Origin of the sequence: Sphingopyxis sp. DBS4, from assembly GCF_024628865.1 — a bacterium.
GTDB lineage: Bacteria > Pseudomonadota > Alphaproteobacteria > Sphingomonadales > Sphingomonadaceae > Sphingopyxis.
In genome coordinates this window covers 3,590,393-3,615,549 of sequence record NZ_CP102384.1, presented here as the reverse complement: position 1 = coordinate 3,615,549, position 25,157 = coordinate 3,590,393, and the positions used below count along the sequence as shown (strand labels likewise).

Sequence of the window (25,157 nt, the reverse complement as noted above, 5' to 3'; positions counted from 1 at the left end):
GAACTCCTCATCATCGGGCGTCTCCGATCGCGCGCAGGATCGCTCCGGCGAGCGCGGCATCGTCGCCGTGAAGCCGATGGCCGCCGGGCAGTACGACCCGGTGGACATTCGGCATCGCCAGTTCGGGACACAGGCTGCCGCGCTCCTCGGCGCCGCGGATGCAGGTAACCGGCGCCCAGGTCAGCCGCGATGCCGTGGGCCAGGCGAGTGCGTCGGGGATTTCCCATCCCGCCAGCTCGACCGGCGAGGCGCGGAAGACGATGTCGTGACCGGGGACGACGAGGATGGCCGCGCGGATCGGGCGCCGCGCGGCGGGCGAAAATTCGGCGAGCCCGGCGTGGAGCATGTCGGCACCGAACGACTGGCTGATCAGCACGACCCGGTCGGTCTTGCCGAGCGCCATCGCGCGGCGCATCGCTTCTGCGATCAGCGCCGCCGCTTCGGCCGCGGTGCGGCGCGGCGAGAAATAGGCAAGGCTGTTGACGGTGACGACCGCATAGCCGCGCGCGTGCAGCCGCGCCGCGACCTTCGGCGTCATGCCGACGCGGTCGCCCATGTCGCCCGACAGCATGACGATCGCGGGGCGACCGGCATCGGCCGCGGCGGACGGCAGGTCGTGGAAGACGCCGCGTCGATACCAGCCGGCGTGGGCATAATAGGCGCCCGCGCCGAGCAGGACGAGCAGCAGCGCGAGGGCGGCCGCCCATGCCCTGATCCGCGGTCGCTGCGCGTTGGTCGTGTCGTTCGCCATGCGTCGCTTTTAAGCGCCCGGCCCGCTCCGCAAGCTGACCCGTGGATTACGATATTGTCATCTGGCGGTCATGCCGCGGACGGGCGGCGGCGTCTAGCAAGGGGGTGTCCGGGTTTGATTGCGTTCCCGGACGACCCTGACCGCAGGAGGGCGCGGGTTTCACCCGGCACCCGCTAGCCCGCGCCCGCCTGCATCCGGCCAGCCCTCGCCCCTGGGGGCTGGCCGCTTTTCGTCGGCCGATGGCCGATGGATAAATCGGCGTGGCTATGCTTTACTTGCACGTCGAAACGATTGCCGGAATGCGCGATGGCCGAGGATAGACCCCGCTACAAGACCTATAACAGCCCCGCTGGCGGCTGGGGCGCGGCGGCGGCGACGGCGAAGGTGCTGCTCGAACAGAGCGTCGTCACCAAGGGGTCGCGCGCGCTGCTGTCGATGAACCAGCCCGGCGGCTTCAAATGTCCGAGCTGCGCCTTTCCCGACGCGGTCTGCACCAAGAAGCTCGAATTTTGCGAGAATGGCGCGAAGGCGCTCGCGCACGAGGCAACGAAATTCCGCGTCACGCGCGATTTCTTCGCGGCGCACAGCGTGTCCGAGCTGATGGAGCAGTCGGACTACTGGCTCGAAATGCAGGGGCGGCTCACCGAACCGATGCGCTACGACACAGCGAGCGACCATTATGTGCCGGTGAGCTGGGATGAGGCGTTCGCGACGATCGGCCGCCATCTTCGCGGCCTCGATAGCCCGCACCACGCCGAATTCTACACCTCGGGCCGCACGCCGAATGAGGCCGCCTTCCTCTATTCGATCTTCGTGCGCGAGTATGGGACCAACAATTTCCCCGACTGCTCGAACATGTGCCACGAACCGACGAGCCGCGGCCTGCCGCCTGCGATCGGGGTGGGCAAAGGCACGGTGGTGCTGGACGATTTCGACCATGCCGAGGCCATCTTCGTCATCGGCCAGAACCCGGGCACCAACGCGCCGCGGATGATGACCAGCCTCGTCGAGGCGCGAAAGCGCGGTGTGCCGATCGTCGCGGTCAACCCGATGCCCGAACGCGCGCTGATCCGCTTCACCGAGCCGCAGGACGTCGTGCAGATGGCGACCTTCGGTTCGACCCCGATCGCCAGCGAGTTCGTGCATATCCGCATCGGCGGCGACCTCGCTTTCCTCAAAGGCATGATGCGCGCGATGTTCGAACGCGAGGCGGCGGGCGAGACGATCTTCGATCGCGGCTTCATCGCCGAGCATACCGAGGGGTTCGCGGCGCTCGGGGCGGATATATGGGCGCAGGACTGGCCCGCGATGGTCGAGGCGTCGGGTATTTCGAAGGAGCAGATCCGTCGCTGCGCCGACATTTATATCCGCTCGAAGGCGACGATCATCTGCTACGGCATGGGGATCACCCAGCATCAGCTCGGGTCGAGCCTCGTCCAGCAGATCGCGAACATCCTGCTGCTCAAGGGAAATTTCGGCCGGCCGGGCGCCGGAATCTCGCCGATCCGCGGCCATTCGAACGTGCAGGGCGACCGCACCGTCGGCATCGACGAAAAGCCGACGCAGGCCTATCTCGACCGCGTCCGCGACGTTTTCGGCTTCGATCCGCCGCGCGAGCACGGGCATCACACCGTCGAATCGGTCGAAGCGATGGAGCAGGGAACGGCGCGTGTCTTCATCGGGCTGGGCGGCAATTTCGTACGCGCGATCCCCGATACGGATCGGTCTTATGATGCGATGCGAAAGCTCGACCTGACCGTCGGCATCGCGACCAAGCTCAACCGCGGGCATCTGGTGCACGGGCGTGAGGCGCTGATCCTGCCGGTGATCGCGCGCTCGGAGCGGATCGAGACCGCGGCGGGCGAACAGTTCGTGACGATCGAGGATTCGATGTCGAACGTTACCGCCTCGCGCGGAGTCCTCGATCCCGCAAGCGCCGACTGCAGGCCCGAGATCGAGATCGTCTGCCGCATGGCGATGGCGGCGCTGCCCGAAAGCAAGGTCGACTGGGTGCGCTACATCGACGATTATGGCGCGATCCGCGACAAGATCGCCGAGGTCTATCCCGCGCTCTACGAGGGCTTTGCCGAGCGCATCAATGCGCCGATGGGGTTCCACCTCGATGTCGCGCCGCGGCGGCGGGTGTGGCTGACCCCGAACGGCAAGGCGAATTTCCTGATCCTGCCGGGGCTCGCGGCCAATGCACCGGTCGACGACCCCGCCATGCTGCGGCTCGCGACGGTGCGCTCGCACGATCAATTCAACACCACCATCTACAGCTACAACGACCGCTATCGCGGCGTCTACAACGACCGGATGATCCTGTTCGTCAATGCCGAGGACCGCGCGGCGCGCGGGCTCGATCCGGGCGCGAAGATCGCGCTCGAAACGATCGCCGCCGACGGGTTCGCGCGGCGCGTCGAGGATTTGACGCTGATCGACTATCCGATGCCGCGCGGCGCGGTCGCGGGCTATTATCCCGAACTCAACCCGTTGCTGCCGCTCGAACTGTTCGACCGGGTCAGCGGCTGCCCCGCCGCCAAGTCGATCCCGGTGCGGATCGTCGCCGTGCCGCCGGCCGTCTGATATCGATGGGGTCGCGGCGCTTCGCTCCCGGCCGGCATCTGGCGCCGACGCGCTTCCTGCTGTTTGCGACGGTGCTGCTCCTCGCGAGCGGCGCGGCGGCAGCATTCGGGCAGAATCCGCGCGCCGCGCTGCTGGTCGGCTTCGACCTCGCCGCGCTGGTCTTTCTCGCGGCAGAGGCGCCGCTGCTGCGATCGAACGCCGCCGAGATGCGCCGCCGGTCGGAGGATAATGACGCGAACCGCGCCGGGCTGCTCGCGATCTCGGTGCTGCTGTCGCTGGTGATTCTGTTCGCGGTGGGCACGTTGATCGCTAGCCCCGGCCCGCTCGACCACGCGCAGATCGCGCTGATCGTCGCGACGCTGATCCTTGCCTGGCTCTTTGCGAACACCGTCTTCACCCTCCACTACGCCCATCTCTATTACCGGCAGACGGGCGGCCGCGATCGCGGCGGGATCGAGGTGCCGGGAGTGAAGGAACCCGGATATTGGGATTTCCTCTATTTCAGCTTCACGCTCGGCATGACCTTCCAGACGTCCGATATCACCATATCGGGCGCGCATATGCGGCGCGTCGTGCTTGGTCATTGCATGGCGGCGTTCGTCTTCAACATGGGGATTTTGGCGTTCACGGTGAACGCGATCGGTGGATCCTAATCGAGGGCGCCGCTGACGAGCAGCGCCGAATCCGTGCGCGCCAGCGATACCAGCGTCAGCCCGGCGGCGGCGGCGCGGTCGGCGGCGAGGCTGGTCGGCGCCGATATGGTGACGAGCAGCGAACAGCCCGCGCGCACCGTCTTTTCGACCAGTTCGTAACTGCAGCGCGCCGACAGCAGGATGAAACCGGTGGCGGGATCGGTTCCGGCCCACGCCAGCGCCCCGATCAGCTTGTCGAGCGCATTGTGGCGCCCGACATCTTCACGCACGCATAATATGTCGCCGGTCGGGGCGCAAAAGGCGGCGGCGTGAACGGCGCCGGTCGCACGGCCGAGCGGTTGGTGCGCGGTCAGCGCGGCGAGAGCGGCGGCAATAGCCGCGCGGCCGACCTCCAGCCGCGCGGTGACGGGGGGCAGCGGGCGCAGCACCTCCTCGATATTCTCGATCCCGCAAAGTCCGCAGCTGCTTTCGCCGACCCGTCGCCGCGCACGCTCGAGCGCCAGCGCGGCGCGCTCGGGCGCCAGCCACAGCCGCAGCGCCCACCCTCCTTCGATCGAGTGCGCGTCGACGCGGTTCAACTGTGCGGGGGTGTCGACCAGCCCCTCGGCCAGCGCAAAGCCGAGGGCATAATCCTCAAGATCGGCTGGGGTCGCCATCATCACGGCATAGCCGATGCCGCACACCTCGACCGACACCGGCGCTTCTACCGGCAGAACGCGGATCAGTTCGGCGTCGCCGGGGGTGGCGAGGCCAAGGCGCCGGACCGGCCGGTCTGTGGTTGCGGCGTCCTTCGGCGCCGGGTGGTCGCTGTCGATCGTCATCGCCGCCAGCCTATCGCGTGCCGGACAATGTTGTCCACCGGGGCGCCTTCGTGGCGGTGACGGAGAGCCATGTCGCGAAAAGAATCGGGTAACATGAGCGCGAATCGCTTAGGTACGTAACTTGATTTCGACTCGTGATGCTCTATGCCCTCACGCGTGCAGGGTGACCCAGACAATTACATCAGTCTCCTTTCGGCCGCGCAAATCGAAACGTTGCGGCATGTTTTCGAGCACAAAAATTCCAAGGAAATTGCTCGCATTATGGATGTGTCGCCGCATACGGTCGACGAACGCGTCCGGCGCGTGTTAAAAAAACTTAATGTTTCTAACAGAATAGAAGCCGCAACGGTCCTCGCGCGTCACGGTGTATTCGACCAAGTTACTCCCTATCAGCCTTTGACATATCAATTGATCGACCTAGGCGAGGCCGCTTCCGCCGATGAAGCCGAGCCGGGGCAAGGTTCGATCCGGCGGTTTTTCGACATCGGTTCGCCATTTCCTACCGCGTCCCAGCCGGCCAACCGGCACGGATTGATGGAAAGGATCATCTGGCCGATCCTGATCGCCTTTGCGACCATATTGGCTTTTTCCGCTCTCTATTCGATCCTTGTCGGTCTGGGTCGTGTTTTGACCTGAATGCTGCGGGGGGGAAACCGTCGGCATTCGCTTTCAAGGACCAGGAAACATGCTGAACGAACGACTTTCCGCGGCGAAAAAGATCGCCAGCGAACTGCATCAGGCCGAAGACGCCATCGACGAAACCATGATCCGCATCGCCCAGCTCGCCGCCGCGCTTCCCGCCGCGCGCCGCGACACCAATATGTCGGCGATCGTCGGCCAGGAAGCGGTAGCGAAAGTCGCACACGCGCTGGCCGCCGCCGGGGAAGTCCGCCAGCTGCTCACCGACGCCCATATCGCGCTGACCGCGACGCAGAAACAGGTCGGCCTCGGCACCCGCATGTTCGGTGCCGGCGTCAAGCCGCCGTCGGGCGCATTGGCCGAAGACGGCGACGTCGTGCCGCTTCCGCTCGCTCGCGCGTCGTAACGCAGGGGTAAATGATCCGGATGTGGACCGTGGCGAGCTATTATGCGGTTTTGTTGCTCACGGTGGCCGTCGCGATGTGGCGCGGCGGCCCCTTGGAACGCTGGGCAGCCTGTACCGCGCTGCTCGCCTCGGTCTGCACCACGGTCCTGGCACCCCAACCGAATTGGTCGCATATTGAATATAATATCTTCGCGATCGACATCGTCGCCTTGGCGAGTTTTTGGTTTATCGCCCTGAAAACAAATCGTTTCTGGCCATACTGGATTACCGGATGGCAATTGATCGCGATTTTCGGGCATGTTCAGAAGCTGATGTTTTCGGAGATATTGGCGCGCCCCTATGCGCTGCTTTCAATGTATATTTCCTACCCGATCCTTTTCTTGATCCTCTACGCATCGGGTTCGACCAATCGGCGAAGGGAAGCCGCGGCCTGAAGATGAAAGGCAGCCGGGGGGCTCCATGCAACAATTCGCAGATCATGACATCGCCGAAATCCGGTCGCGGATCGACCAGATTCACGACATGCTGGCGAAAAGCGCCGGCGAAGATCAGCCGAGGCCTGATGCGGCCTTCGGGCTTGAAGAAGCGCAGCCGCGGCTCATCGACCAGCTATCGCTCAGCATCCAGATCCGGCGGATGCGCAAGAGCCATTTCGGCACCGCGCAGATGTCGGGCGCCATCTGGGACATGATGCTCGACCTGATGCTGGCGAACGCCAATGGCCGCACGCTGAGCGCCAGCGATCTGGCGACCGGCGCCGGGGTGCCGCTGTCGTCGGGCCTGCGCATGATCGCGGCGATCGAAGGTGCGGGGCTCGCCAGGCGAACGATCGACGAGCGCGACCGGCGCCGCACGATCGTCCGGCTCACCGAAGCGGGCGCCGAGAAGATGGCAAGCTATTTCGACAAGATGAACGCGGCGGTGCGCGGCGGATACAGCCGCGCCGCCTGAGCCCGGTCGGGCGCGCTCATTCGGTCATCTCGCGCATCATCCGGTCGATCTTCGCCATCGCGTCGCGCTTGATCTGGCAGACGCGCGCGGCGCTGACGTCGAGCGTCAGGCCGATCTCCTGCAGGTTAAGCTCCTCGAAGAAATAGAGTTGCAGCACCATCTGCTCGCGCTCGGCCAGCCGGCCGACGCATTGGCGCAGCGCGTCCAGCATATCCTCCTGCTCGCACGCCTCGCCCGCGCCGATCCGGTCGTCGGCGAACAGGAAACTGCCGTCCTCCATCAGATCCTCGATCGAGATCGAGCGGCCATGGGTCGCATTCTTCTCCAGCGCGAAATACTCCTCGGCCGACATGTCGAGCGCCGCGGCCATTTCTGCCGCGCTCGGTGCACGCATGAGCTGTTGTTCGAGCGCGCGGCGGGTCGCCTGCAGCTGCCGCGCCGCGACCATCGCCGATCGCCCGACGTCGGCTTCGCGCCGCTGCTGGTCGATCATCGCGCCGCGGATGCGTGTCGTCGCATAGGTTGCGAAGGCGAAACCGCGCTCCTCATAGCTGCGGCTCGCCTCGATCAGCGCGATCAGCCCGGCCTGGATCAGATCCTCGAGGTCGCTCGTCCGCGACACGCGCGAATGGACCTGCCAGGCGATCTTGCGGACCAGCGGCGCATATTCCTCGACCAGCGCCTCGGCGCTCTCGCCATAGCCGCGCGGGATCGGCGCGCGGGCGGATGCCGCCGCGAACTGCTCGGCGGGCTCAATTCTCATGGGGCTCGTCCTTCATCTGGGCGTCTTCGCCGCTGGTGAGGCGGGGGATTTCGGCGCCGATCGTCGCGACGATCTCGGTCGCCTTGTTCGCCGGTATCTCGAGGTAGGAAATGACCGCGACGTCGGGGAAGGTCGCGCGCACGAGCCGCGACAGCGCCGACCGGCAGAGCGGCGAGGCGACGAGCGCGAAGCTGCGCGTCGACAGCAGCAGGGGTTCGACCGCTTCGCCGATCTGCTCGACGATCTTCATCGCCATGCCATGCTCGAACGGCCATTCGGCGCCGGGGTTGGCGCGCACCGCCTGGTTGAGCAGCACCTCGATCTCGGGGCTGAAGGTGACGACGGGCAGCGGCATCCGGCTCGGCACGATCGTCTGGACGATCAGCGCGCCGATGCGCTGGCGCACCGCCTCGACCAGGTCGGCGTCGCCGAGTTGCAGGCTGCCGAGCGATACCATCGCCTCGGCGATCTTGCGGAAATCGCGCAGCGGCACGCGCTCGATCAGCATCGCCTTGCAGAGCGCGGCAACGCGCGGCAGCGGATAGCCCTGCGTCAGCGACTGGGCGAGCTGCGGATAAAGGGTCTTCAGCGTATCGATCAGCGCCTGCGCGTCGTCGATGCCGAACAGGTCGGTGGCGGAGGCGACGATGCTGTTGTTGAGGTGGGTCGCGACGACGGTCGCCGGATCGACGACGGTATAGCCCGCCGCGATCGCGTCGTTCTGCGCGCTCTTGGGAATCCAGAGCGCGTCGAGCCCGAAGGTCGGGTCCTTGCACGGCCGACCGGTGACCTTGGTGACGAGATCGCCCGAATCGAGCGCGAGCATCTCGTTGGGGAAGACCTCGTCCTCGCCGACGATCACCCCGGCGATTGCGATGCGATAGACGTTGCCGGGCAGCGACAGATCGTCGGTGACTTTAACCGCCGGTACGACGAAGCCCAGCTCCTTCGACAATTGGCGCCGTATGCCGGTGATCCGCGTCATCAGCGGCGCGCCCTTGCGCTCGTCGACCAACGCGACGAGCGCATAGCCGATTTCGAGCTGGCACGGGCTCGTCTCGCTGACGTCGGCCCATTCGATATGGTGCGGGTCGGGCGCGGACGCCGCGGGCGGCGGCGCGGCCTCGGCGAGGGCAGCGTTCTTGCGAAGCTGCCAGCCGATGCCGCCGGCGATCGCGGCGGCGGGCAGGATCAGCATCTGCGGCATCGCCGGGACGAGGCCGAGCACGAACAGCACCCCGCCGACCGCCATCCAGACATGCGGCGAGGCGAACTGGCTGCCGATCTGCCCCGAAAGGTCGTGTGGCGACGTCACGCGGGTGACGATCGCGGCGGCGGCGATCGAGAGCAACAGCGCCGGAATCTGTGCGACGAGCGCGTCGCCGATCGCGAGCGTGACATAGGTGCTGCCGGCGTCGGAGAAGGACAGGCCGTGGCTGAACATGCCGAGGATCAGCCCGCCGACGATGTTGACGAACAGGATCAGCAGGCCCGCGACCGCGTCGCCCTTCACGAATTTCGAGGCACCGTCCATCGAGCCGTAGAAATCGGCCTCGGTCGCCACTTCCTGGCGGCGTGCCTTGGCTTCGTCGGGGGTGAGCAGGCCGGCGTTCAGATCGGCGTCGATCGCCATCTGCTTGCCCGGCAAGGCGTCGAGGGTGAAGCGCGCCGACACCTCGGACACGCGCCCGGCGCCCTTGGTGATGACGACCAGGTTGATGATCATCAGCACGAAGAAGACGAACAGGCCGACGACATAGTCGCCGCCGATCAGTACCTGGCCGAACGCCTCGATGACATGGCCCGCCGACGCGGTGCCCTCGTGGCCGTGAACGAGCACGACGCGCGTCGAGGCGACGTTGAGCGAGAGGCGGAACAGCGTCGCGAGCAGCAGCACCGTCGGAAAGGCCGAGAAATCGAGCGGCTTCGACGCCTGCAACGCGACCATCAGCACGAGCAGGCTGATCATGATGTTGGCGACGAAGCTGATGTCGAGGATGATCGGCGAAACCGGGATCACCATCAGCGCGACGAGGATCAACATCGCCGCGGGCAGCGCCGCGCTGCCGACGATCCGCGCCACGCTGCGCGCGTTCAGGCCCGCGATCATGCGCTGCCTCCCGACAAGGAGGCGAGGCGGCGATAGGCGCTCGCGGCGAAATCCATCGACAGGGTCTTGGGCATGGGCTGGATATCCATCATCGGCAGCGGCGGCCGTCCGCCGCCGTTCGCGCCGCTTGCGCTCGCCATCTGGATGCGCCAGCCGGGGACGGGCGGCGCGACGCCGGGCATCGCGCCCGGCGCGCCGCCGCCTTCGTCGAGCTTGGCGCGGAAGCGCTCGCGAATCTCGCCGAGGCTGCGCATGCTGCCGTCGGCGGCGTAAAAGACCGACCGGTTGGCCGCGGCCGCGTCGGGCATCATCGTCGCGCCCGCCTGATCGGGATTGGCGGCCCAGGCGGTCAGAAAGCGCGCGGCGCCCGCCGAACCGAGAAAATGGGCGAGATAGAGGTCGACCGGCTCGGCGGCGCGGCCGATGCGGCTTTCGATATAATCCTGATTGTCGGAGGTCAGCGCCGCGGCCATGTTCGACGACGCGACCGGATCGTCGCGCAGGCCGAGAATCTGGTTGCGAAGCGCGGGATCGGCGACGCTGAAACGCCCCGACGCATCCTGACCGATCGCATTGGCCGCCCAGCCGAGCCCGTGGCTCGCGCCATGGCGCCGCAAGGTTGCGAGCCAGGTCTGCTTGGTGAATTGGTAAAGCCCGCGTGCCGACGAGGTCGGCGCTTTCGCGGTCGGATCGAAGCGGCTTTCGACCCGTGCGACATCGACCAGATAGTCGAAGTCGACGCCGGTGCGCGACGACGCATTCTGGACCGCATCCAGGACGGGGACGGCGCCGGGCGCCGGTGTCGCATAGGGGTTGATCGAATTCATGCTTTGGTTCCGCTTGTTCGGCAAACCAAACGCAATCATCGTGCCATTTTCCGGAAGATCACCAGAACATATGGTTTATCAATAGTTTAAGGCGAGTCCTCGGTGCTGCGTCCCGCGGATCGCATGGTTCATGTCAATCCTCTGACGCGTCCAGTCCTTGAGGATGTTGACGCGGATCGCGGCGGCTTCGAGCTGCGCGAGCCTCGCGGTGATCAGCGTCTGCGCCCGGGCTTCGCTGCCCGCCGGAATGGGGGCGCCGCGAAACAGGATCACCGCAGTGGCAAGCTCCTCGGTCGCGGCGATGATCGCGCCGGCATCCTGCCCGTCGAGTGCGCCGATGAGCAGGTTCAGCTTGGCCTGGATATCGTCCATCCGCGCCTGCATCAGTCGGCGCTTCCGCCGAGACGATCGATCATCGCCCCGGCGATCTTCGCCGGATCGGCGACATAAAGGCCTTCGGCGATCGCGCCGCGCAGCGCGGCGACCCGCGCGGTGTCGACGGGGGCCGGCTGGGCCGCGAGTTCGCCGGCGAGGCGGATCAGGCCGGCGGCGGGCATCGCGCCGGATGGCGCGGCGCGCGGCGCAGCGGCGCCTGACGCGGCGGTGGAGGCCAGACTCGCCGCGAGCTTGCGCACGGGCACGATGCGGCCGACGCCGCCGACGATCCCGATCTTGCTGTCACCCGACATGATGGCCTCCTTGGCTGTCCGCGCATTGGCGAAAGCGGTTCAAGGGGTTTAACGGACGGCGCGTCGAGACATTAAGGGCTGGTTACCGGAAAAATGAAAAAAGAAACCCGGCGGCGTCGGAAAATCGACGCTCGCCGGGCCAGTGGGGCTTGTCGTATGTTTCCTGTCATCCCGGCGAAGGCCGGGATCCCGCTCTCTCGCCACAACGCACCGGCGAGATCCCGGCCTTCGCCGGGATGACGGGGGCACGAGCTATTATCCTCAATCCATCATCCGCGCGCGGCCGGGGCCGGTGACGACGGCGCTGATCATCGCCTTGGGACCGTTGCCGCGCAGCGCGATCGTTTCGCCGACGCGCCCATCCTCGGCGGCGGTCGCCGAATAGCTGACCGAAAAATTCTCGGTATCGATCGAAACGCGAACCGCGTCGCCGCGGCGGATCACCGGCGCCGATGGGGGCGCGGCATAGCTCGCGGCGACCGGGGCGGCGCCCGCGGGGCTGCTCATCGCGACGCGCAGGCGCCAACCGAGCGAAGCGCATCGGACCGCGAGCGTTTGGGCATCGACCGCCGCCACCGACGCCTGTTCGGGGCAGCGTGCGAGCTTGATGCGGCGGTCGATCGGGGTCGCGGTGCGCCCCATCGCATTCGCCACCGCCTGTGTCAGCATGTCGATCGTCTGCCAATCCTCGGTCGCCTGCTCTGCGCCCGCGGACGGGGCGACGGCCAGAGTGGCGGCGAAGGCTGCGGTCAGAAAAGAAGCAATCTTGCGGGTCATGACGGACTCCATGGTTGGTCCAGCGATTTGCCCGATTGAATTGCACGATGCGTGCCAGTCGCGCTTTGACGCGGATTATCGCGGGGCGGTGGCGGCCGCCGTCAATCTTTTGACGAGACCGCGGCGCCCATCCGCCGTTCGGGCGAACGGATGATTCCATCGAATTGAAAAGTATCGATAAAATGATTTTGGCACGCCCATTGCATTATGCCTTGGTGTTTTTCCGCGCGTCCGGGCCGCAAGCCGGTTCGGACCCCGGCGAAAGCCCCGTCGCCGGCCAGGCGACAGATGAAGGAACGTGTAGATGGCATCCGAGAAGCTCTTTGGCGTGCATGCGGCGGCGCTTCAGCTGCGCAGCCAGCGCATGATGATGCTCGCCTCGAACATCGCCAACGCCGCGACGCCGGGTTACAAGGCGCGCGACCTCGATTTTTCCAAGGCGCTCGACCTTGCGCAGCAGGGGGCCTCGACCGGCACCGCGATCGAGGGGGCGATGGCGTACCGCGTTCCGGTGCAGCCTTCGCTCGACGGCAACACCGTCGAAATGGCGACCGAGCAGACCGCCTTCGCCGAAAATGCGCTCGCCTATCGTTCGAGCCTTTCCTTCCTCCAGGGCCGCATCGGTACGCTGACGCGCGCGATCAAGGGAGAATGACGATGGCGAGCAATTTCTCGGTCTTCGATATCAGCGGCCGCGCCATGTCGGCGCAGCTCGTGCGGCTCAACACCACCGCGTCGAACCTCGCTAACGCGGGAACCGTCGCGGGCAGCGAGAAGGAAGCGTTCCGCTCGCTGAAGCCCGTCTTCCGCACCGTGATGGACGACCATGGCCGCGCGACGGTCCAGGTCGACCAGGTCACGTCGAGCAAGATGGCGCCGACCAAACGTCACGACCCGTCGAACCCGCTCGCCGACAAGGACGGCAATGTGTGGGAGGCCGCGGTCGATAGCGCCGCCGAACTGGTCGAGATGGTCGAGACCGCTCGCCAGTATCAGAATAATGTTCAGGTTCTCGAGACCGCAAAGGGCCTGATCAACGAAACGCTGCGGTTGGGACAATAATCATGGCCGTCGATTCCATCGCTTCGCAATACTCCTCCTATTCGCCGACAACGCTCAAGGGTCAGCAACTCGATCAGACCGATTTTCTGCGTCTGATGACCGCGCAGCTGTCGCAGCAGGATCCGTTCAACCCGGTCGATAACCAGCAGATGGTTGCGCAGATGGCGCAATTTTCGAGCCTTGCCGGGGTCAGCGAGACCAACAGCACGCTTCAGAAGATTTCGGAGCAGCTCACCGCGCAGACCGCGCTGCTCCAGGACATCAAGGCCGCCACTCCGGCGGCTACCCCCATCACCACCCAGGAAGGATAATCTCATGTCGTTTTATACGTCTCTTTCGGGCCTCAAGGGCGCCCAGACCGACATGTCGGTCATCTCGAACAATATCGCCAACGCCAATTCGATCGGTTTCAAGCGCAGCAAGGCGAGCTTCGGCGACATCTTCGCTTCGTCGCCGACGCAGTCGACGAAGACCGTCGCGGGCCAGGGCCAGCGCCTGATCGGCATCAGTCAGCAGTTCACGCAAGGGTCGTATGAGACGAGCGAAAAGACGCTCGACCTCGCGATCGTCGGCGAGGGGCTGTTCGTCGTCAAGGGCGAGCCGCCGCGCAACCAGGTCACCTATACCCGCAACGGCGCCTTTTCGCCGCTGCCCGACGGCACCGTCGTCGACTCGACGGGGCAGAAGCTCCAGCTCCTGCCCGTCGACGCCAACGGCAACGTCACCGATCGCACGCTCGGCGGCATGTCGGACTTCGTGCTTCCCGACGGCGCGCCGGGCGATCCGACGGCGTCGCTGATCAACGTGTCGGTCGATCTCGACGGCCTCGTCACCGCGACCTACGCGAATGGCGAAGATCAGGTGCTCGGCAAGGTCGCGATGGCAACCTTCCCCGCGATGGAGGGGCTGCGCCCGATCGGCGACGCGCACTGGCAGTCGACCGGCGAAAGCGGCGACCCGACGATCGACGCCGCGACCAACGGCCCGATGGGCACGATCCGCTCGGGCACGCTCGAACGCTCGAACGTCGATATCACCGAGGAATTGGTGATGCTGATCGGCGCCCAGCGCAATTTCCAGGCCAATGCCAAGGCGATCGAGGGCGCGTCGACGCTGACCCAGACGATCATCAACATGCGCACCTAAGACGCGCGATTAGCCGCCTGCCGGGAGTTTCCAGATGGACCGCCTCATCTACACCAGCCTCACCGCGATGCGGGGCAGCATGGCCCGGCAGACGGCGATCGCGAACAATCTCGCCAATGCGCAGACGCCCGGCTTTCGCGCCGATATGGCCGAAGCCCAGACGCTCTGGCTGCAGGGCAGCGGTTTCGACACGCGCGCGGTTGCATCGGAGGAGGTGCTCGGCGCCGACATGAAGGCGGGTACCGTCGTCGAAACCGGCCGCGACCTCGACGTCGCGGTGCAGGGCGACGCGCTGCTCGTCGTTCAAGCGAAGGACGGCGGCGAGGCCTATACGCGGCGCGGCGACCTGCAATTGTCGTCGAGCGGCCTCCTGACCACCGGCGACGGCAGCCCGGTCCAGGGCAGCCAGGGCCCGGTAACGATCCCGCCTGCCGATTCGATCAGCATCGACGCCGAAGGGCGCGTCTGGGTCGTTCCGGCCGGCGGCGATCCGCAGAGCCCGCAGGAGGTCGACCGGCTGCGGCTCGCGACCCCGGCGGGGTCGGAGATCGCCAAGGGGATCGACGGACTGTTCCGCGTCAAGGGCGGCGGAATCCTGCCCGACGACCCTGAGGCGCGCCTCGTCACCCGCTCGATCGAGGGATCGAACGTCGCTGCCACCACGGCGCTCGTCGAGATGATCGAGGCGAGCCGCAGCTGGGACACGCAATTGAAAATGATCACCGACGCGCGCGACATGGACAGCGCGACGGCCAATCTGATGCAGCTGCCCCGATAAGGAGAATTTGAAATGAGCTTCGGAGCCCTTCACGTCGCGCGGACCGGTCTGGATGCCCAGAGCTTCCGGATGCAGGTGATCGCGAACAACCTCGCCAACGTCAACACCACGGGCTTCAAGCGCGACCGCGCGAGCTTCGAGACGCTGAGCTATCAGATGATGACTCCACCGGGCGCGCAGTCGACGGCTGAGAATCGCTATGCGACCGGGCTCAACCTCGGCACCGGCGTCGCGCTCAGCGGCACCGCGCGGATCGATACGCAGGGCACTTTCGCGACGACCGGCAACGGCCTCGACGTCGCGATCGACGGTGCCGGCTATTTTCAGGTCCAGATGCCCGACGGGCGCATCGGCTATACCCGCGCCGGCAATTTCGGCCGCTCGCCCGAAGGCGTCCTCGTGACGTCGGACGGCAAGCCGGTGCAGCCGCAGATCCAGATCGCCGAGGATGCGACCAACATCTCGATCGGCGCTGACGGCACCGTGTCGGCCAGCAGCCCCGACGGCACGCTCACCGAACTCGGCCGCATCGAGCTCGCGCGCTTCGCCAACCCGGCGGGCCTGCAGGCGATCGGCAACAATCTGCTCGTCGAGACCCCCGCTTCGGGCGCGCCGCAGGTCGGCGGCGCCGGCGAGGAAGGGCGCGGTTCTTTGCGTGGTGGGATGCTCGAGGGGTCGAACGTCAATGTCGTCGAGGAACTCGTCGACATGATCGAGACGCAGCGCGCCTATGAGGTCAATTCCAAGATGATCTCGGCCACCGACGAGATGATGAAAAATGCGTCGCAGACCCTTTAAGCTGGCGCTGATCGCGCTTGCCCTCGCGCCGGCTCCGGCCGTCGCGAAGGACAAGGTCGCGCCCGATGCTTTCGCAGTGACGATGCCGCCGCCGCCGCCGGCGCCGCCGACCAACGGCGCGATCTTCCAGGGCGGCTATGTGCCGCTGACCTCTGGCGGGCGCGCGGGGGCGGTCGGCGACATCATCACGATCCAGCTCGTCGAGCGCACCGCCGCGACCAAGAGCAATGCCGCGGCGACGCAGCGCGACGGCGATATCGGTCTGACCCCGCCGACGACCGGCCCGCTGTCGCTGTTCAATCCCAGCGACGTCGCGATGGGCGGCGGCCAGCAGTTCAAGGGCAAGGGCGACGCGTCGCAGTCGAACGCGCTGTCGGGCGAAGTCAGCGTGACGATCGCCGAAGTCTATCCGAACGGCACGATGCTGGTGAAGGGCGAGAAATTGCTGACGCTCAATCGCGGCGACGAGCGCGTCCAGATCTCGGGCATCGTTCGCGCGATCGACATCGGCCCCGACAATCGCATCCTGTCGACCCGCGTCGCCAACGCCCACATCCGCTACGTCGGCAAGGGCGAGATCGCGCGCGCCAGCAAGCAGGGCTGGCTGCAACGCTTCTTCTCGATCATCAGCCCGTTCTAAAGAGGACAGAAAAGTGACCCAGCGTCCAACCCTCATCACCCTGATCGCCCTGTTCCTGACCAGCCTCGTCTTCGCCGCGCCGGCGCAGGCGGAGCGGATCAAGGACATGGGCCAGTTCCAGGGACTGCGCGCGAACCAGCTCACCGGCTACGGCATCGTCGTCGGCCTGGCGGGGACGGGCGACGACAGCCTCGACTATTCGACGCTGGGGATGAAGGGCGCGGTGTCGCGGTTCGGCCTGACGCTGCCGCCGGGGGTCAATCCGGCGCTCAAAAATGCCGCGGCGGTGATGATCACCGCGGAACTGCCGCCCTTCGCCAAGCCCGGCCAGCGCCTCGACGTCACCGTCTCGGCGATCGGCAAGTCGAAAAGCCTGCGCGGCGGCACGCTGGTGCTCGCGCCGCTCTATGGCGCCGATGGACAGATTTACGCGATGGTGCAGGGCAATCTGGTCATCGGCGGCCTCGGCGTCGATGCGGCCGACGGATCGAAGCTGACGGTCAATGTCCCGTCGAGCGGCCGGATTGCCGGCGGCGCGACGGTCGAGCGCGCGGTCGACACGGGTTTTGCCGCCAGCGACCGGCTGACCTTCAACCTCCACCAGTTCGACGCGACCAACGCCAAGCGCGTTACCGACGCGATCAACCAGGCGCTGCCGGGTTCGGCGGTGATGCTCGACGGCGCCAGCATCGCGATCCGCGCGGACGGCGGCAACGACGAACGGATGCGGCTGATGTCGCGGATCGAGAATCTCGACGTCGTCCGCTCCGAGCCGCCGGCGCGGGTCATCGTCAACGCGCGCACCGGCACGGTCGTCATCAACGGCGCGGTCCGCGTCGGCACCGCGGCGGTGTCGCAGGGCAAGCTGACCGTCTCGATCAAGGAATCGCCGACGGTCGTGCAGCCCGCGCCGTTCAGCCGCGGCGAAACCGCGGTCGAGCAGTCGAGCGATATCAGCGTCGACCAGGATTATCGTCCGATGATGATGGTGAAATCCACCGCATCGCTTTCCGAGCTCGTCGATGCGATCAATCGCATGGGCGTTCCTCCCGGCGACCTCGTCGCCATCCTCGAAGCGCTGAGCCAGGCCGGCGCGCTGACAGCGGAACTGGTGATCATATGACGACGCCCATTTCCTCTTCCTACGCTTCGACCCCTGCGCCCGCCGCGGGCGGCGGGGGCGACGGCGGCCTTCGCAAGGCGGCCGAGGCCTTCGAGGCGGTGATCCTCCGCCAACTGATGAGCTCGATGCGCCAGGCGAAGCTCGGCGACGATATCTTCGGGTCGAGCGCGACCGACAATTTCCGCGAGATGGCCGACGCCAAGACCGCGGACTCGATGGCCGCGCTCCGTCAGTTCGGCATCGCCGACATGGTCGAGGCGCAGCTCAAGGGCCGCGCCATGGCCGCGGGCGGAGGGGGGCTCCAGTGAGCGATCTTCTCAGCATCGGCTATACCGGCCTGCGCGCCTATTCGAAGGCGCTGTCGACCGTCGGCGACAATATCGCCAACGCGCAGACTCCGGGCTATGCGCGGCGGCGGCTCGACCTTGCCGAAGTGCCGGCGGGCACCAACATGGTGCTCTATCGCGGCAGCACGACGCCGGGCGGCGTCGATATCAAGGGCGTCGTGCGCTCGGTCGATCAGTGGCTGATCAACGATGCGCGCATCTCGTCGGGCGATTCCGAACGGGCGGCGGCCAAGCTCGACTGGATGAACCGCGTCGAAAGCGCGCTCAGCGACGATAGCAACGGCATCAAGACCGCGCTGACCACGCTCTACACGACCGCCGACCAGCTCACCGCCGACCCGTCGAACCCGACGCTGCGCGCGCAGTTCCTGCAGGCCGCGAGCGATGTCGCCGCGGGTTTCCAGACCGCCGCGAACCGCCTGTCGAGCCTGTCCGACGGCGTGTCGGCCGCGGGCACGGCCGAGGTGTCGCAGTTCAACACCAATTTGGACGCGCTCGAACAGATCAACGTCGGCCTGCGCAAGGCACGCGACGGGTCGACCAACCAGGCGGCGCTGATGGACGAGCGCGACCGGCTGCTTGACCAATTGTCGTCGCAGGCGGGGGTCAGCGCGAGCTTCGACGCGCATGGCGCGGTGACGCTGCGCGCGACCGGCAGCGGCGACCTGCTCGTCGGCGGCGGCGTGGTGACGCCGATCGCGATGACCACCGCGGCCGACGGACGCATCGCCTATACGATCGGCGGATCGGCCTTTCCCAACGCCACGGGTTCGCTTGCCGGCTTCGCGGAGGCGGCGAACCACATCGCCGATCAGCGCGCCGGGCTCGACACGATGGCGACGCAGTTCGCGGGCGAGCTCAATGCCGTGCATCAGGGGGGTATCGACGCCGACGGTAATGCCGGCCAGCCGCTCTTCACCGGCACCAGCGCCGCGACGCTGACCGCGACGCCGCTGACCGCGAGCCAGGTCGCTGCCGCCGACGCGACGAGCGGCAACGGCAATATGCTGGCGCTCGGCGCGATGCGCGGCGCGAACGATCCCGAGGCGGCCTGGTCGGGCCATATCGCGACGCAGGCGCAGGCGACGGCTTCGGCGCGCGCGCAGGATGCCGCCGCGACGACGCGCGCCGATGCCGCCGCCGCCGCGCGCGATTCGGTGAGCGAGGTCAATCTCGACAATGAAGCCGCCGAGCTGCTGCGTTTCCAGCAGGCCTATTCGGCGGCGGCGCGCACGATCCAGGTCGCGCGCGAAACAATGCAGACGCTGCTGAACTCGCTCTAAGGGAGGCGAAGGATGATTAACGCCGTAGGCAATCGCATGACGCGCGAGATCGCGCGCCAGTCGAAGCTCGCCGATGCGCTCGAGCGCACGCAGATCCAGATTTCGACCGGCCTGAGGATGCAGCGTATGTCGGACGATCCCGTCGCCGCGCGCCGCGTCCTGACGATCGGCACGACGCAGGCGAGCATGACGAGCTGGCAGGCGAACATCAAGTCAGCGACGGCGCAGACCGCGCAGGCCGATGGCGTGCTCAAGTCGGTGAGCGACCTGCTCGCGCGCGCGAACGAGCTGACGCTGTCGGCGGCGAGCGACACGGCGAGTCCGAGCGACCGCGCGACGATCGCCGCCGAACTGGGTGCGCTGGCCGACGAGATCGACGCTTTCGCGGCGACGCGCGACGCGAATGGCGAGCCGCTCTTCGCCGCCGGCGACGCCCGCGTCGTCCGCTTCGATTCGGACGTCGCCTTCGCGCCGGTGCCGTCCGCGGCGACCGCTTTCGTCGTCGGGGGCAATTCGCTGTCGACCAGCCTGCGCGACGCGGCGACCGCGATCACGGCGGGCGACAAGCCCGGTATGAACGCCGCGCTGACCACCATCACCGCCGCGATCGGGCATGTCGCCGACCAGAATGCCGCGCTCGGCCTGTCGGCCGGCCGGCTCGAACGCATCGGTGAATCGCTGTCGGCGCGCGGGATCGAGATCGCCGACGAGCGCCAGTCGATCGAGGAGACCGACCTCGAGACCGCGATCGCTGAGCTGAACGCCCAGGATCTGACGCTCGGCGCCGCGCAGGCGGCCTTTGCCAAGATCAACCGGCAGACTTTGTTCGATCTTTTGACCTGACGCGCTCAACTTCGGCGGCGCGCTGCCGTTAAGCATGAAGACGTCCTTTGAATTTTTCCGGGGGTTCGCCCCCAATGGAGTTGCCCGCGCATGTTTCCCGTAATCGGCATCGTCGTTCTGATCCTGCTGGTGTTCGGGGGGTTTGCGTTCACCGGCGGCAATCTCACGCCGGTGCTCCACGCGCTTCCGCACGAAATGCTGATCATCGGCGGCGCCGCGGTCGGCTCGCTGATCATCGGCAATTCGGGCGCCGACCTGAAGGCGCTCGCGGGCGGCCTCGGCAAGGTGTTCAAGGGCCCGGCCTACAAGAAGCAGGATTATCTCGACTGCATCCTGCTCGTCTCGACGCTGATGAAGATGATGCGCACCGAGGGGCCGGTCGCGGTCGAACCGCATATCGAGGAGCCGAAAAGCTCACCGATCTTTCAGCAATATCCCAAGCTTTTGAAGGACGACACGCTTGTCCACCTGATCTGCGACACGTTGCGCCTCGTCGTGGTCTCGTCGGGGACGCTCGATCCGCACGCGGTCGAGGACGTCATGGACAATGCGCTGAAGAACCATCGCCACCACGCGCTGAAGCCCGCCGAAGGGCTGCAGAGCCTCGCCGATGCGCTCCCGGCTCTGGGCATCGTCGCCGCGGTGCTCGGCGTCGTGAAGACGATGGGCTCGATCGACAAGCCGCCCGAGATCCTGGGTGCCATGATCGGCTCGGCGCTCGTCGGCACCTTCCTCGGCGTGCTCCTCGCCTATGGTCTCGTCGGGCCGTTCGCGGCGCGTGCGAAGACGGTGATCGAAAGCGACGCCGCCATCTATCACACCGTGAAGCAGCTCATCATCGCCTCGCTCCACGGCCATCCGCAGCCGCTCGTCATCGAGGCCGCGCGCTCGGGGGTCGACCATCTGAACCAGCCGAGCTTCGCCGAGGTCTTCGACGGAATGCGAGGCCGCTAAATGGCTGCGCGTCCGAACATGGTGCGGCCGATCATCGTCAAGAAGGTGATCGAGGAAGCGCACGGCGGCCATCACGGCGGCGCCTGGAAGGTTGCCTATGCCGACTTCGTGACCGCGATGATGGCCTTCTTCCTGCTGATGTGGCTGCTCGGCGCGACGACCGAGAAGCAGCGCAAGGCGCTCGCCGACTATTTCGCGCCGACGATCGTGCGGACGAAGCAGGAGAGCGCCGGCGGCGCCAGCCTGTTCGGCGGCGATTCGATCGTTTCCGCCGACAATTATCCGCATCGCGCGGGGCAGACCGGCACCCGCTCGCTTACCATCCCGAAGGATGCCGTCGGCGGGCCCAAGGAAGCGGCGGGCCGCGAGCGCGAGAAGGAAAAATTCGCGCAGGTCGCCAAGTCGATGATGGAGCGCGTGCAAAAGAAGGGCGAGCTCAAACGGCTCGCGCGCAACCTGCGCTTTACCGTCACGACCGAGGGGATGCGGATCGATGTCGTCGACGATGCCGACTTCTCGATGTTCGTGATGGGCACCAGCCAGCTCACTCCGGCGGGCGCGAAACTGTTCAGCGAGATCGCGGGGCCGATCGCCGGGACGCCGAACCGGCTGATGATCCGCGGCCACACCGATGCCGCGCCCTGGTCGGCGAAGGCGGGGATGAACAATTGGCGCCTGTCGGTCGACCGCGCCGAGGTCGTGCGGAACTTTCTCGAGTATCGCGGCGTTGCCGGAGAACGCTATGCGCGCATCGAAGGGGTCGCCGATCGCGAGCCCTATAACCCCGTCGATCGATTCGATCCGCGCAACCGCCGCATCTCGATCACGCTCGGCTGGCGGATCGAGGGTGGGAATTAGTGCCAATTTGGCTGCATCCCCAATCGTTAAGAACGTGATTGCGCGCCTGTTGTTGCCATATTGGCAATAACTCTTTATTTTCAAAGGGTTGAGTCCCTTTGGATAATCTTTCGTTTACCATTTTCCTCAATCTCCATCTCCATCGAAAGCGCCGATTGGGGGGCGCGGTGGAGACGAAAATGACCGTGGGGCAGAACAAGGGGGCGGCGCCGTCGGCGCTTGAGACGCTGATCATCGGGCACAGCCCGGCGGTGGAGCGGCTGCGCGAAATGATCCGGCGGGTGGCCCGCTCGAACGCCTCGGTGCTGCTCTGCGGCCCGTCGGGATCGGGCAAGGAACTCGTCGCCCGCGCCATCCACGACGAAGGCGTGCGGTCGGACAAGGCCTTCACCGCGATCAACTGCGGCGCCATCCCCAGCGACCTCATCGAATCCGAACTCTTCGGCCATGAAAAGGGCAGCTTCACCGGCGCTCACGCCCGTCGCATCGGCCACTTCGAGGCGAGCGACGGCGGCACCCTGTTTCTCGACGAAATCGGCGACATGCGCTTCGACATGCAGGTCAAGCTGCTCCGCGTGCTCGAGGACCGGACGATCGTCCGCGTCGGCAGCAGCGAGGTCCGCCCGGTCGACATCCGCCTGATCTCCGCGACGCACCAGGATCTGGGCGACGCGATCGCCGACGGCAAATTCCGCGAAGATCTGTTCTTTCGCCTCGGCGTCGTCGTCATCCAGGTGCCGGCGCTTGCCGCCCGCGTCGAGGATATTCCGGCGCTGATCCGCCATTTCCAGCGCAAGATGCCCGCCGACGCCAAGTGCCGTTACGACGAGGGCGCGCTCGCCGTGCTGATGCAGCACAAATGGCCGGGCAACGTCCGCGAGCTTCGCAATTTCGTCGAGCGCGCGAGCGTGCTCCACGGCGGCGAGACGCTCGGGGCCGAAGATGTCGCGATCCTCCTCAATCCCACTGCGGTGCCGCTGCTGCGCCCGGTCGTCTCGCACGGCCCCGCTGCGGTGCCTGCCGACGACGAGGATCATCTCGCCGCGCATCCCGCCAAGATGCCGGCGCCGGGCCGCCCGATCGACCTCAAGCGCGAGATCGAGACGATCGAGCTCGAACAGATTCACAACGCCCTCGATCTCGCCGACGGGATCATCTCCGAAGCCGCGCGCCTGCTGACGCTGAAGCGGACGACGCTGATCGAGAAGATGCGCAAATATGGAGTTCAGCAGCAGGCCGCCTGACGACTACCCCACCAGTTTTCGGCGCCGCTGAATTCGGCACCGGCTCGCTGTTTCCCGGCCGTCCGTCCCCACATCGGCGGCCCGGAACAGGGGGCCGGTGCCGAACCCTTTTGTGGAGGAAATGCAGCGAGTCTGAAAGCTCTGGGACATGATCATTATAGAAGGAATCGTCATCCCGGCGAAGGCCGGGATCTCACCGTCCCGACCTGACGCACCGACGAGATCCCGGCCTTCGCCGGGATGACGAGATAAGTAAGAAGGTGTTTCAGCCCGATCTGACCACGCTCTACCGAAGCTGCCGCCAGGCCGAGCTGATCGTCACGATGCCGTTCAGCAATTCGTCGAGCGATTCGGCGCTGTTGGCCGAGACCGCGTCGTCGAGCTTGCGGCGCATGCTGCGATAGACGCGCGACAGTGCGGTGGCGACGTCGCCGCCGGCATCGCGGTCGAGGTTCGCGTCGAGGCCGATCAGGATGGTGCGCGCGCGCCGCGCGGGTTCGGTCGCCGAGATGCGCTGCCCCTGCCGCACCATCGAGGCGAGCACCCCGACCGCCGTCTCCAGCTCGTCATAGAGCATGGTGACGAGTTCGACCGGATCGGCGGCCAGCGCGCGGCTTTCGTGTTGCAGACGGCGATAGAGTCCCGTCGCGCGGACGGTCGAGGGTGTAGCGGCCATGGACGTCATCAGTCGTTGTTCTGGTTCGTCCACATCTTGATCTGTTGCTCAAGATAGGCCTGGGTTGCCTTGAAGGCGTTCAGTTTGACGTCGAGGGCGCTATACTGCTTTTCGAGCCGCGCCTTGTAAGCGGCTTCGCGCTCCTCGACCTTTTCGAGCTGCTCGGCGAGCGAACTGCTCTTGTCGGCGAGCGATTTCGACACGCGGCCGATCGCGCCGTCGCTTGCGACCGCCTTGTCGCGGATCGCATCGAGGATGCCGGCGATGCCGGGATCCGTGGTCGCGGTGTGTGTCGCATCGCGGCGTGGGCTGAACAGCGCCTCGACCGCGCCGGCGTCGGCAGTCAGCGCCTTTTCCAGTTTCGCCGAATCGAGCGTAAGCGTCCCGTCCTTGGCAGACGAGATGCCGATGTCGGACAGTCTCGAGATACCGCTGCCGCTGGTCAGCACCTTGTTGACCATGTCGCTGAGCTCGCGCTCGAGCGAGCGGAGCGAGCTGGTGGTGCCCGACATGCCGGTGGCGGCGGTCAGGCTCTTCTTGAGCTGATTATAGACCGACACGAAATCGCCGACGGTCTGGCGGATCATATCGAGCGGGCGGCTCGCACCGATGTCGACCGGCTGGCCGGGGGCGGCCTTCTTGAGCGTCAGCGCCATGCCGGGAATGACGTCGTCGATACTGTTCGTGGCGCGGCTGTAGGCGATGCCGTCGATCGTGAAGGTCGCGTTCGCGGCCGACTGGCCGAGCGTCATGCCGCCGCCCGCGCCATAGCCGAGAGCGGCGAGCGCGGGGTCGGCCCCCGCGTCGGCGGTCAGGGTGAAGGCGTTCGCTTCGCCCGTCGCACCCTTCAGCACGATACGGCTGCCGCCGGTGTCGGCGACGATCGAGGCGGTGACCCCGGCGCCGCTGGCATTGATCGCGGTCGCAAGGCCTTCGAGGCTGTTGTTGGTCGCATCGATCGTGATCGTCTTGTTCACGCCCCCGACGCTCAGCGTCATCGTGCCGATGCCGATCGCGGCGCTCTTGTCGGCGACGATGCCCGAATAGGCGGTCTGTGCGCGGGCGAGGCTGTTCACGACGATGGTCGCCGAAAAGCTGTCGGCGCTGAGGCCTGCGCGCGCGGTCGCCGACAGCACGCTGTCGTCGGAAACGGTCGGCGTGCTGCGGAGCGACCCGTCATCGATCATTTGCTGGAGCGAATCGGCGAAGCCCTCGAGGTCCGACCGCGCCTGTGCGACGGCGCTTATCTGCGCCTGGTTCTGTGTCGTCAGCGTCGAAATCCGCGCGACCTTCGGGTCGCGGGAGGCGGACGACAGGTCCGTAACCAGCTGCTTGATGTCGAGCCCCGATCCGAAGCCGAGCGAATTGGCGATAGAGGTGACCATGGCGAATATCCTTCGCACCTCTTAACGGCGGCGCGGGCGAGGGATTA

General features: G+C 66.4%; 30 protein-coding genes. 20 read left to right on the top strand and 10 right to left on the bottom strand.

Annotated elements, in window-relative coordinates:
- Positions 1–10: 10 nt before the first annotated feature.
- Positions 11–751: a virulence factor gene (locus tag NP825_RS17335; protein ID WP_257545852.1), complete on the bottom strand. Its 741-nt coding sequence runs from the start codon at positions 749–751 to the stop codon at positions 11–13.
- Between the two features lie 306 nt (positions 752–1,057).
- On the opposite strand from NP825_RS17335, the gene NP825_RS17330 reads away from it, so the two are divergent.
- The gene (locus NP825_RS17330) at positions 1,058–3,337 is read left to right on the top strand and encodes an FdhF/YdeP family oxidoreductase (RefSeq protein ID WP_257545850.1); all 2,280 of its coding nucleotides are present in this window, start codon (positions 1,058–1,060) and stop codon (positions 3,335–3,337) included.
- 5 nt (positions 3,338–3,342) lie between these two features.
- Positions 3,343–3,990 carry a DUF1345 domain-containing protein gene (locus tag NP825_RS17325; protein ID WP_257545847.1) on the top strand — a complete coding sequence of 216 codons (648 nt, stop codon included), beginning with the start codon at positions 3,343–3,345 and terminating at the stop codon, positions 3,988–3,990.
- On the opposite strand, the gene fdhD is transcribed toward NP825_RS17325, so the two are convergent.
- A complete protein-coding gene (fdhD, locus tag NP825_RS17320; RefSeq protein ID WP_257545845.1) occupies positions 3,987–4,811 on the bottom strand; it encodes a formate dehydrogenase accessory sulfurtransferase FdhD in 825 nt (274 codons plus the stop codon). The two genes, NP825_RS17325 and fdhD, sit on opposite strands and share 4 nt — an antisense overlap.
- A gap of 156 nt (positions 4,812–4,967) precedes the next feature.
- Between fdhD and NP825_RS17315 the strand changes: the two genes are divergently transcribed.
- From NP825_RS17315 to NP825_RS17300, 4 genes are read left to right on the top strand one after another with little or no spacing between them, the layout of a single operon-like run.
- Positions 4,968–5,447 carry a response regulator transcription factor gene (locus NP825_RS17315; protein ID WP_257545843.1) on the top strand — a complete coding sequence of 160 codons (480 nt, stop codon included), beginning with the start codon at positions 4,968–4,970 and terminating at the stop codon, positions 5,445–5,447.
- Positions 5,448–5,496: 49 nt separating this feature from the next.
- Entirely contained in the window at positions 5,497–5,856 is a 360-nt protein-coding gene (locus NP825_RS17310) for a hypothetical protein (protein ID WP_257545840.1), read from the top strand.
- A 20-nt stretch (positions 5,857–5,876) separates the two neighbouring features.
- Positions 5,877–6,290 (top strand): hypothetical protein, encoded by a 414-nt coding sequence (locus NP825_RS17305; RefSeq protein WP_257551514.1) that lies wholly within the window; start codon positions 5,877–5,879, stop codon positions 6,288–6,290.
- 25 nt (positions 6,291–6,315) lie between these two features.
- Positions 6,316–6,807 (top strand): MarR family winged helix-turn-helix transcriptional regulator, encoded by a 492-nt coding sequence (locus tag NP825_RS17300; RefSeq protein ID WP_257545838.1) that lies wholly within the window; start codon positions 6,316–6,318, stop codon positions 6,805–6,807.
- 16 nt (positions 6,808–6,823) lie between these two features.
- Here the strand turns inward: NP825_RS17300 and NP825_RS17295 are convergent, their stop codons facing one another.
- From NP825_RS17295 to NP825_RS17270, 6 genes are all read right to left on the bottom strand, one after another.
- Entirely contained in the window at positions 6,824–7,570 is a 747-nt protein-coding gene (locus NP825_RS17295; RefSeq protein WP_257545836.1) for a sigma-70 family RNA polymerase sigma factor, read from the bottom strand.
- The gene (gene flhA / locus NP825_RS17290) at positions 7,560–9,680 is read right to left on the bottom strand and encodes a flagellar biosynthesis protein FlhA (RefSeq protein WP_257545834.1); all 2,121 of its coding nucleotides are present in this window, start codon (positions 9,678–9,680) and stop codon (positions 7,560–7,562) included. Before flhA ends, NP825_RS17295 begins: the two co-directional genes overlap by 11 nt.
- Positions 9,677–10,507, bottom strand: a complete 831-nt coding sequence (locus NP825_RS17285; RefSeq protein WP_257545832.1) for a transglycosylase SLT domain-containing protein — start codon at positions 10,505–10,507, stop codon at positions 9,677–9,679. The genes flhA and NP825_RS17285 overlap by 4 nt, the downstream gene beginning before the upstream one ends.
- A gap of 78 nt (positions 10,508–10,585) precedes the next feature.
- On the bottom strand, positions 10,586–10,879 hold the full coding sequence (locus NP825_RS17280) for a hypothetical protein (RefSeq protein ID WP_257545830.1): 294 nt from the start codon (positions 10,877–10,879) through the stop codon (positions 10,586–10,588).
- An 11-nt stretch (positions 10,880–10,890) separates the two neighbouring features.
- Positions 10,891–11,196: a flagellar biosynthesis anti-sigma factor FlgM gene (locus tag NP825_RS17275; RefSeq protein ID WP_257545828.1), complete on the bottom strand. Its 306-nt coding sequence runs from the start codon at positions 11,194–11,196 to the stop codon at positions 10,891–10,893.
- Between the two features lie 261 nt (positions 11,197–11,457).
- The gene (locus NP825_RS17270) at positions 11,458–11,973 is read right to left on the bottom strand and encodes a flagella basal body P-ring formation protein FlgA (protein ID WP_257545826.1); all 516 of its coding nucleotides are present in this window, start codon (positions 11,971–11,973) and stop codon (positions 11,458–11,460) included.
- Positions 11,974–12,277: 304 nt separating this feature from the next.
- Here NP825_RS17270 and flgB point away from each other — a divergent pair, with 304 nt between their 5' ends.
- The 14 genes from flgB to NP825_RS17200 all read left to right on the top strand — a co-directional run bounded on the left by flgB (position 12,278) and on the right by NP825_RS17200 (position 23,049).
- Positions 12,278–12,628, top strand: coding sequence for a flagellar basal body rod protein FlgB (gene flgB / locus NP825_RS17265; protein WP_257545824.1), 351 nt, complete (start codon positions 12,278–12,280; stop codon positions 12,626–12,628).
- The gene (gene flgC, locus NP825_RS17260) at positions 12,625–13,035 is read left to right on the top strand and encodes a flagellar basal body rod protein FlgC (RefSeq protein WP_257545822.1); all 411 of its coding nucleotides are present in this window, start codon (positions 12,625–12,627) and stop codon (positions 13,033–13,035) included. The genes flgB and flgC overlap by 4 nt, the downstream gene beginning before the upstream one ends.
- Positions 13,036–13,037: 2 nt before the next feature.
- Positions 13,038–13,346, top strand: coding sequence for a flagellar hook assembly protein FlgD (locus NP825_RS17255; RefSeq protein WP_257545819.1), 309 nt, complete (start codon positions 13,038–13,040; stop codon positions 13,344–13,346).
- A 4-nt stretch (positions 13,347–13,350) separates the two neighbouring features.
- Positions 13,351–14,181, top strand: a complete 831-nt coding sequence (locus tag NP825_RS17250; protein WP_257545817.1) for a flagellar hook-basal body complex protein — start codon at positions 13,351–13,353, stop codon at positions 14,179–14,181.
- A 34-nt stretch (positions 14,182–14,215) separates the two neighbouring features.
- Entirely contained in the window at positions 14,216–14,959 is a 744-nt protein-coding gene (locus NP825_RS17245) for a flagellar basal body rod protein FlgF (protein ID WP_257545815.1), read from the top strand.
- A gap of 12 nt (positions 14,960–14,971) precedes the next feature.
- On the top strand, positions 14,972–15,757 hold the full coding sequence (flgG, locus tag NP825_RS17240; protein ID WP_257545813.1) for a flagellar basal-body rod protein FlgG: 786 nt from the start codon (positions 14,972–14,974) through the stop codon (positions 15,755–15,757).
- Positions 15,738–16,397, top strand: coding sequence for a flagellar basal body L-ring protein FlgH (locus tag NP825_RS17235; protein WP_257545810.1), 660 nt, complete (start codon positions 15,738–15,740; stop codon positions 16,395–16,397). Before flgG ends, NP825_RS17235 begins: the two co-directional genes overlap by 20 nt.
- A 13-nt stretch (positions 16,398–16,410) precedes the next feature.
- The gene (locus NP825_RS17230; protein WP_374046501.1) at positions 16,411–17,520 is read left to right on the top strand and encodes a flagellar basal body P-ring protein FlgI; all 1,110 of its coding nucleotides are present in this window, start codon (positions 16,411–16,413) and stop codon (positions 17,518–17,520) included.
- Positions 17,517–17,828: a rod-binding protein gene (locus NP825_RS17225; protein ID WP_257545808.1), complete on the top strand. Its 312-nt coding sequence runs from the start codon at positions 17,517–17,519 to the stop codon at positions 17,826–17,828. Before NP825_RS17230 ends, NP825_RS17225 begins: the two co-directional genes overlap by 4 nt.
- Positions 17,825–19,150, top strand: a complete 1,326-nt coding sequence (gene flgK / locus NP825_RS17220; protein WP_257545806.1) for a flagellar hook-associated protein FlgK — start codon at positions 17,825–17,827, stop codon at positions 19,148–19,150. Before NP825_RS17225 ends, flgK begins: the two co-directional genes overlap by 4 nt.
- Before the next feature lie 12 nt (positions 19,151–19,162).
- Positions 19,163–19,993, top strand: coding sequence for a flagellin (locus NP825_RS17215; RefSeq protein ID WP_257545804.1), 831 nt, complete (start codon positions 19,163–19,165; stop codon positions 19,991–19,993).
- Between the two features lie 90 nt (positions 19,994–20,083).
- Positions 20,084–20,947: a flagellar motor stator protein MotA gene (motA, locus tag NP825_RS17210; RefSeq protein ID WP_257545802.1), complete on the top strand. Its 864-nt coding sequence runs from the start codon at positions 20,084–20,086 to the stop codon at positions 20,945–20,947.
- Positions 20,948–21,805, top strand: a complete 858-nt coding sequence (locus NP825_RS17205; protein ID WP_257545800.1) for a flagellar motor protein MotB — start codon at positions 20,948–20,950, stop codon at positions 21,803–21,805.
- A gap of 179 nt (positions 21,806–21,984) precedes the next feature.
- On the top strand, positions 21,985–23,049 hold the full coding sequence (locus tag NP825_RS17200) for a sigma-54-dependent Fis family transcriptional regulator (protein ID WP_257545798.1): 1,065 nt from the start codon (positions 21,985–21,987) through the stop codon (positions 23,047–23,049).
- 286 nt (positions 23,050–23,335) lie between these two features.
- Here the strand turns inward: NP825_RS17200 and fliS are convergent, their stop codons facing one another.
- Positions 23,336–23,734 carry a flagellar export chaperone FliS gene (fliS, locus tag NP825_RS17195; RefSeq protein WP_257545796.1) on the bottom strand — a complete coding sequence of 133 codons (399 nt, stop codon included), beginning with the start codon at positions 23,732–23,734 and terminating at the stop codon, positions 23,336–23,338.
- Positions 23,734–25,110, bottom strand: coding sequence for a flagellar filament capping protein FliD (gene fliD, locus NP825_RS17190; RefSeq protein WP_257545794.1), 1,377 nt, complete (start codon positions 25,108–25,110; stop codon positions 23,734–23,736). Before fliD ends, fliS begins: the two co-directional genes overlap by 1 nt.
- Positions 25,111–25,157: the final 47 nt, after the last annotated feature.

Coding starts and splice junctions, on each gene's coding strand:
- NP825_RS17335 (WP_257545852.1), bottom strand. CDS start 751: ATGGCGAACGACACGACCAACGCGCAGCGACCGCGGATCAGGGCATGG.
- NP825_RS17330 (WP_257545850.1), top strand. CDS start 1,058: ATGGCCGAGGATAGACCCCGCTACAAGACCTATAACAGCCCCGCTGGC.
- NP825_RS17325 (WP_257545847.1), top strand. CDS start 3,343: ATGGGGTCGCGGCGCTTCGCTCCCGGCCGGCATCTGGCGCCGACGCGC.
- fdhD (WP_257545845.1), bottom strand. CDS start 4,811: ATGACGATCGACAGCGACCACCCGGCGCCGAAGGACGCCGCAACCACA.
- NP825_RS17310 (WP_257545840.1), top strand. CDS start 5,497: ATGCTGAACGAACGACTTTCCGCGGCGAAAAAGATCGCCAGCGAACTG.
- NP825_RS17305 (WP_257551514.1), top strand. CDS start 5,877: ATGTGGACCGTGGCGAGCTATTATGCGGTTTTGTTGCTCACGGTGGCC.
- NP825_RS17300 (WP_257545838.1), top strand. CDS start 6,316: ATGCAACAATTCGCAGATCATGACATCGCCGAAATCCGGTCGCGGATC.
- NP825_RS17295 (WP_257545836.1), bottom strand. CDS start 7,570: ATGAGAATTGAGCCCGCCGAGCAGTTCGCGGCGGCATCCGCCCGCGCG.
- flhA (WP_257545834.1), bottom strand. CDS start 9,680: ATGATCGCGGGCCTGAACGCGCGCAGCGTGGCGCGGATCGTCGGCAGC.
- NP825_RS17285 (WP_257545832.1), bottom strand. CDS start 10,507: ATGAATTCGATCAACCCCTATGCGACACCGGCGCCCGGCGCCGTCCCC.
- NP825_RS17280 (WP_257545830.1), bottom strand. CDS start 10,879: ATGGACGATATCCAGGCCAAGCTGAACCTGCTCATCGGCGCACTCGAC.
- NP825_RS17275 (WP_257545828.1), bottom strand. CDS start 11,196: ATGTCGGGTGACAGCAAGATCGGGATCGTCGGCGGCGTCGGCCGCATC.
- NP825_RS17270 (WP_257545826.1), bottom strand. CDS start 11,973: ATGACCCGCAAGATTGCTTCTTTTCTGACCGCAGCCTTCGCCGCCACT.
- flgB (WP_257545824.1), top strand. CDS start 12,278: ATGGCATCCGAGAAGCTCTTTGGCGTGCATGCGGCGGCGCTTCAGCTG.
- flgC (WP_257545822.1), top strand. CDS start 12,625: ATGACGATGGCGAGCAATTTCTCGGTCTTCGATATCAGCGGCCGCGCC.
- NP825_RS17255 (WP_257545819.1), top strand. CDS start 13,038: ATGGCCGTCGATTCCATCGCTTCGCAATACTCCTCCTATTCGCCGACA.
- NP825_RS17250 (WP_257545817.1), top strand. CDS start 13,351: ATGTCGTTTTATACGTCTCTTTCGGGCCTCAAGGGCGCCCAGACCGAC.
- NP825_RS17245 (WP_257545815.1), top strand. CDS start 14,216: ATGGACCGCCTCATCTACACCAGCCTCACCGCGATGCGGGGCAGCATG.
- flgG (WP_257545813.1), top strand. CDS start 14,972: ATGAGCTTCGGAGCCCTTCACGTCGCGCGGACCGGTCTGGATGCCCAG.
- NP825_RS17235 (WP_257545810.1), top strand. CDS start 15,738: ATGCGTCGCAGACCCTTTAAGCTGGCGCTGATCGCGCTTGCCCTCGCG.
- NP825_RS17225 (WP_257545808.1), top strand. CDS start 17,517: ATGACGACGCCCATTTCCTCTTCCTACGCTTCGACCCCTGCGCCCGCC.
- NP825_RS17215 (WP_257545804.1), top strand. CDS start 19,163: ATGATTAACGCCGTAGGCAATCGCATGACGCGCGAGATCGCGCGCCAG.
- motA (WP_257545802.1), top strand. CDS start 20,084: ATGTTTCCCGTAATCGGCATCGTCGTTCTGATCCTGCTGGTGTTCGGG.
- NP825_RS17205 (WP_257545800.1), top strand. CDS start 20,948: ATGGCTGCGCGTCCGAACATGGTGCGGCCGATCATCGTCAAGAAGGTG.
- NP825_RS17200 (WP_257545798.1), top strand. CDS start 21,985: ATGACCGTGGGGCAGAACAAGGGGGCGGCGCCGTCGGCGCTTGAGACG.
- fliS (WP_257545796.1), bottom strand. CDS start 23,734: ATGACGTCCATGGCCGCTACACCCTCGACCGTCCGCGCGACGGGACTC.
- fliD (WP_257545794.1), bottom strand. CDS start 25,110: ATGGTCACCTCTATCGCCAATTCGCTCGGCTTCGGATCGGGGCTCGAC.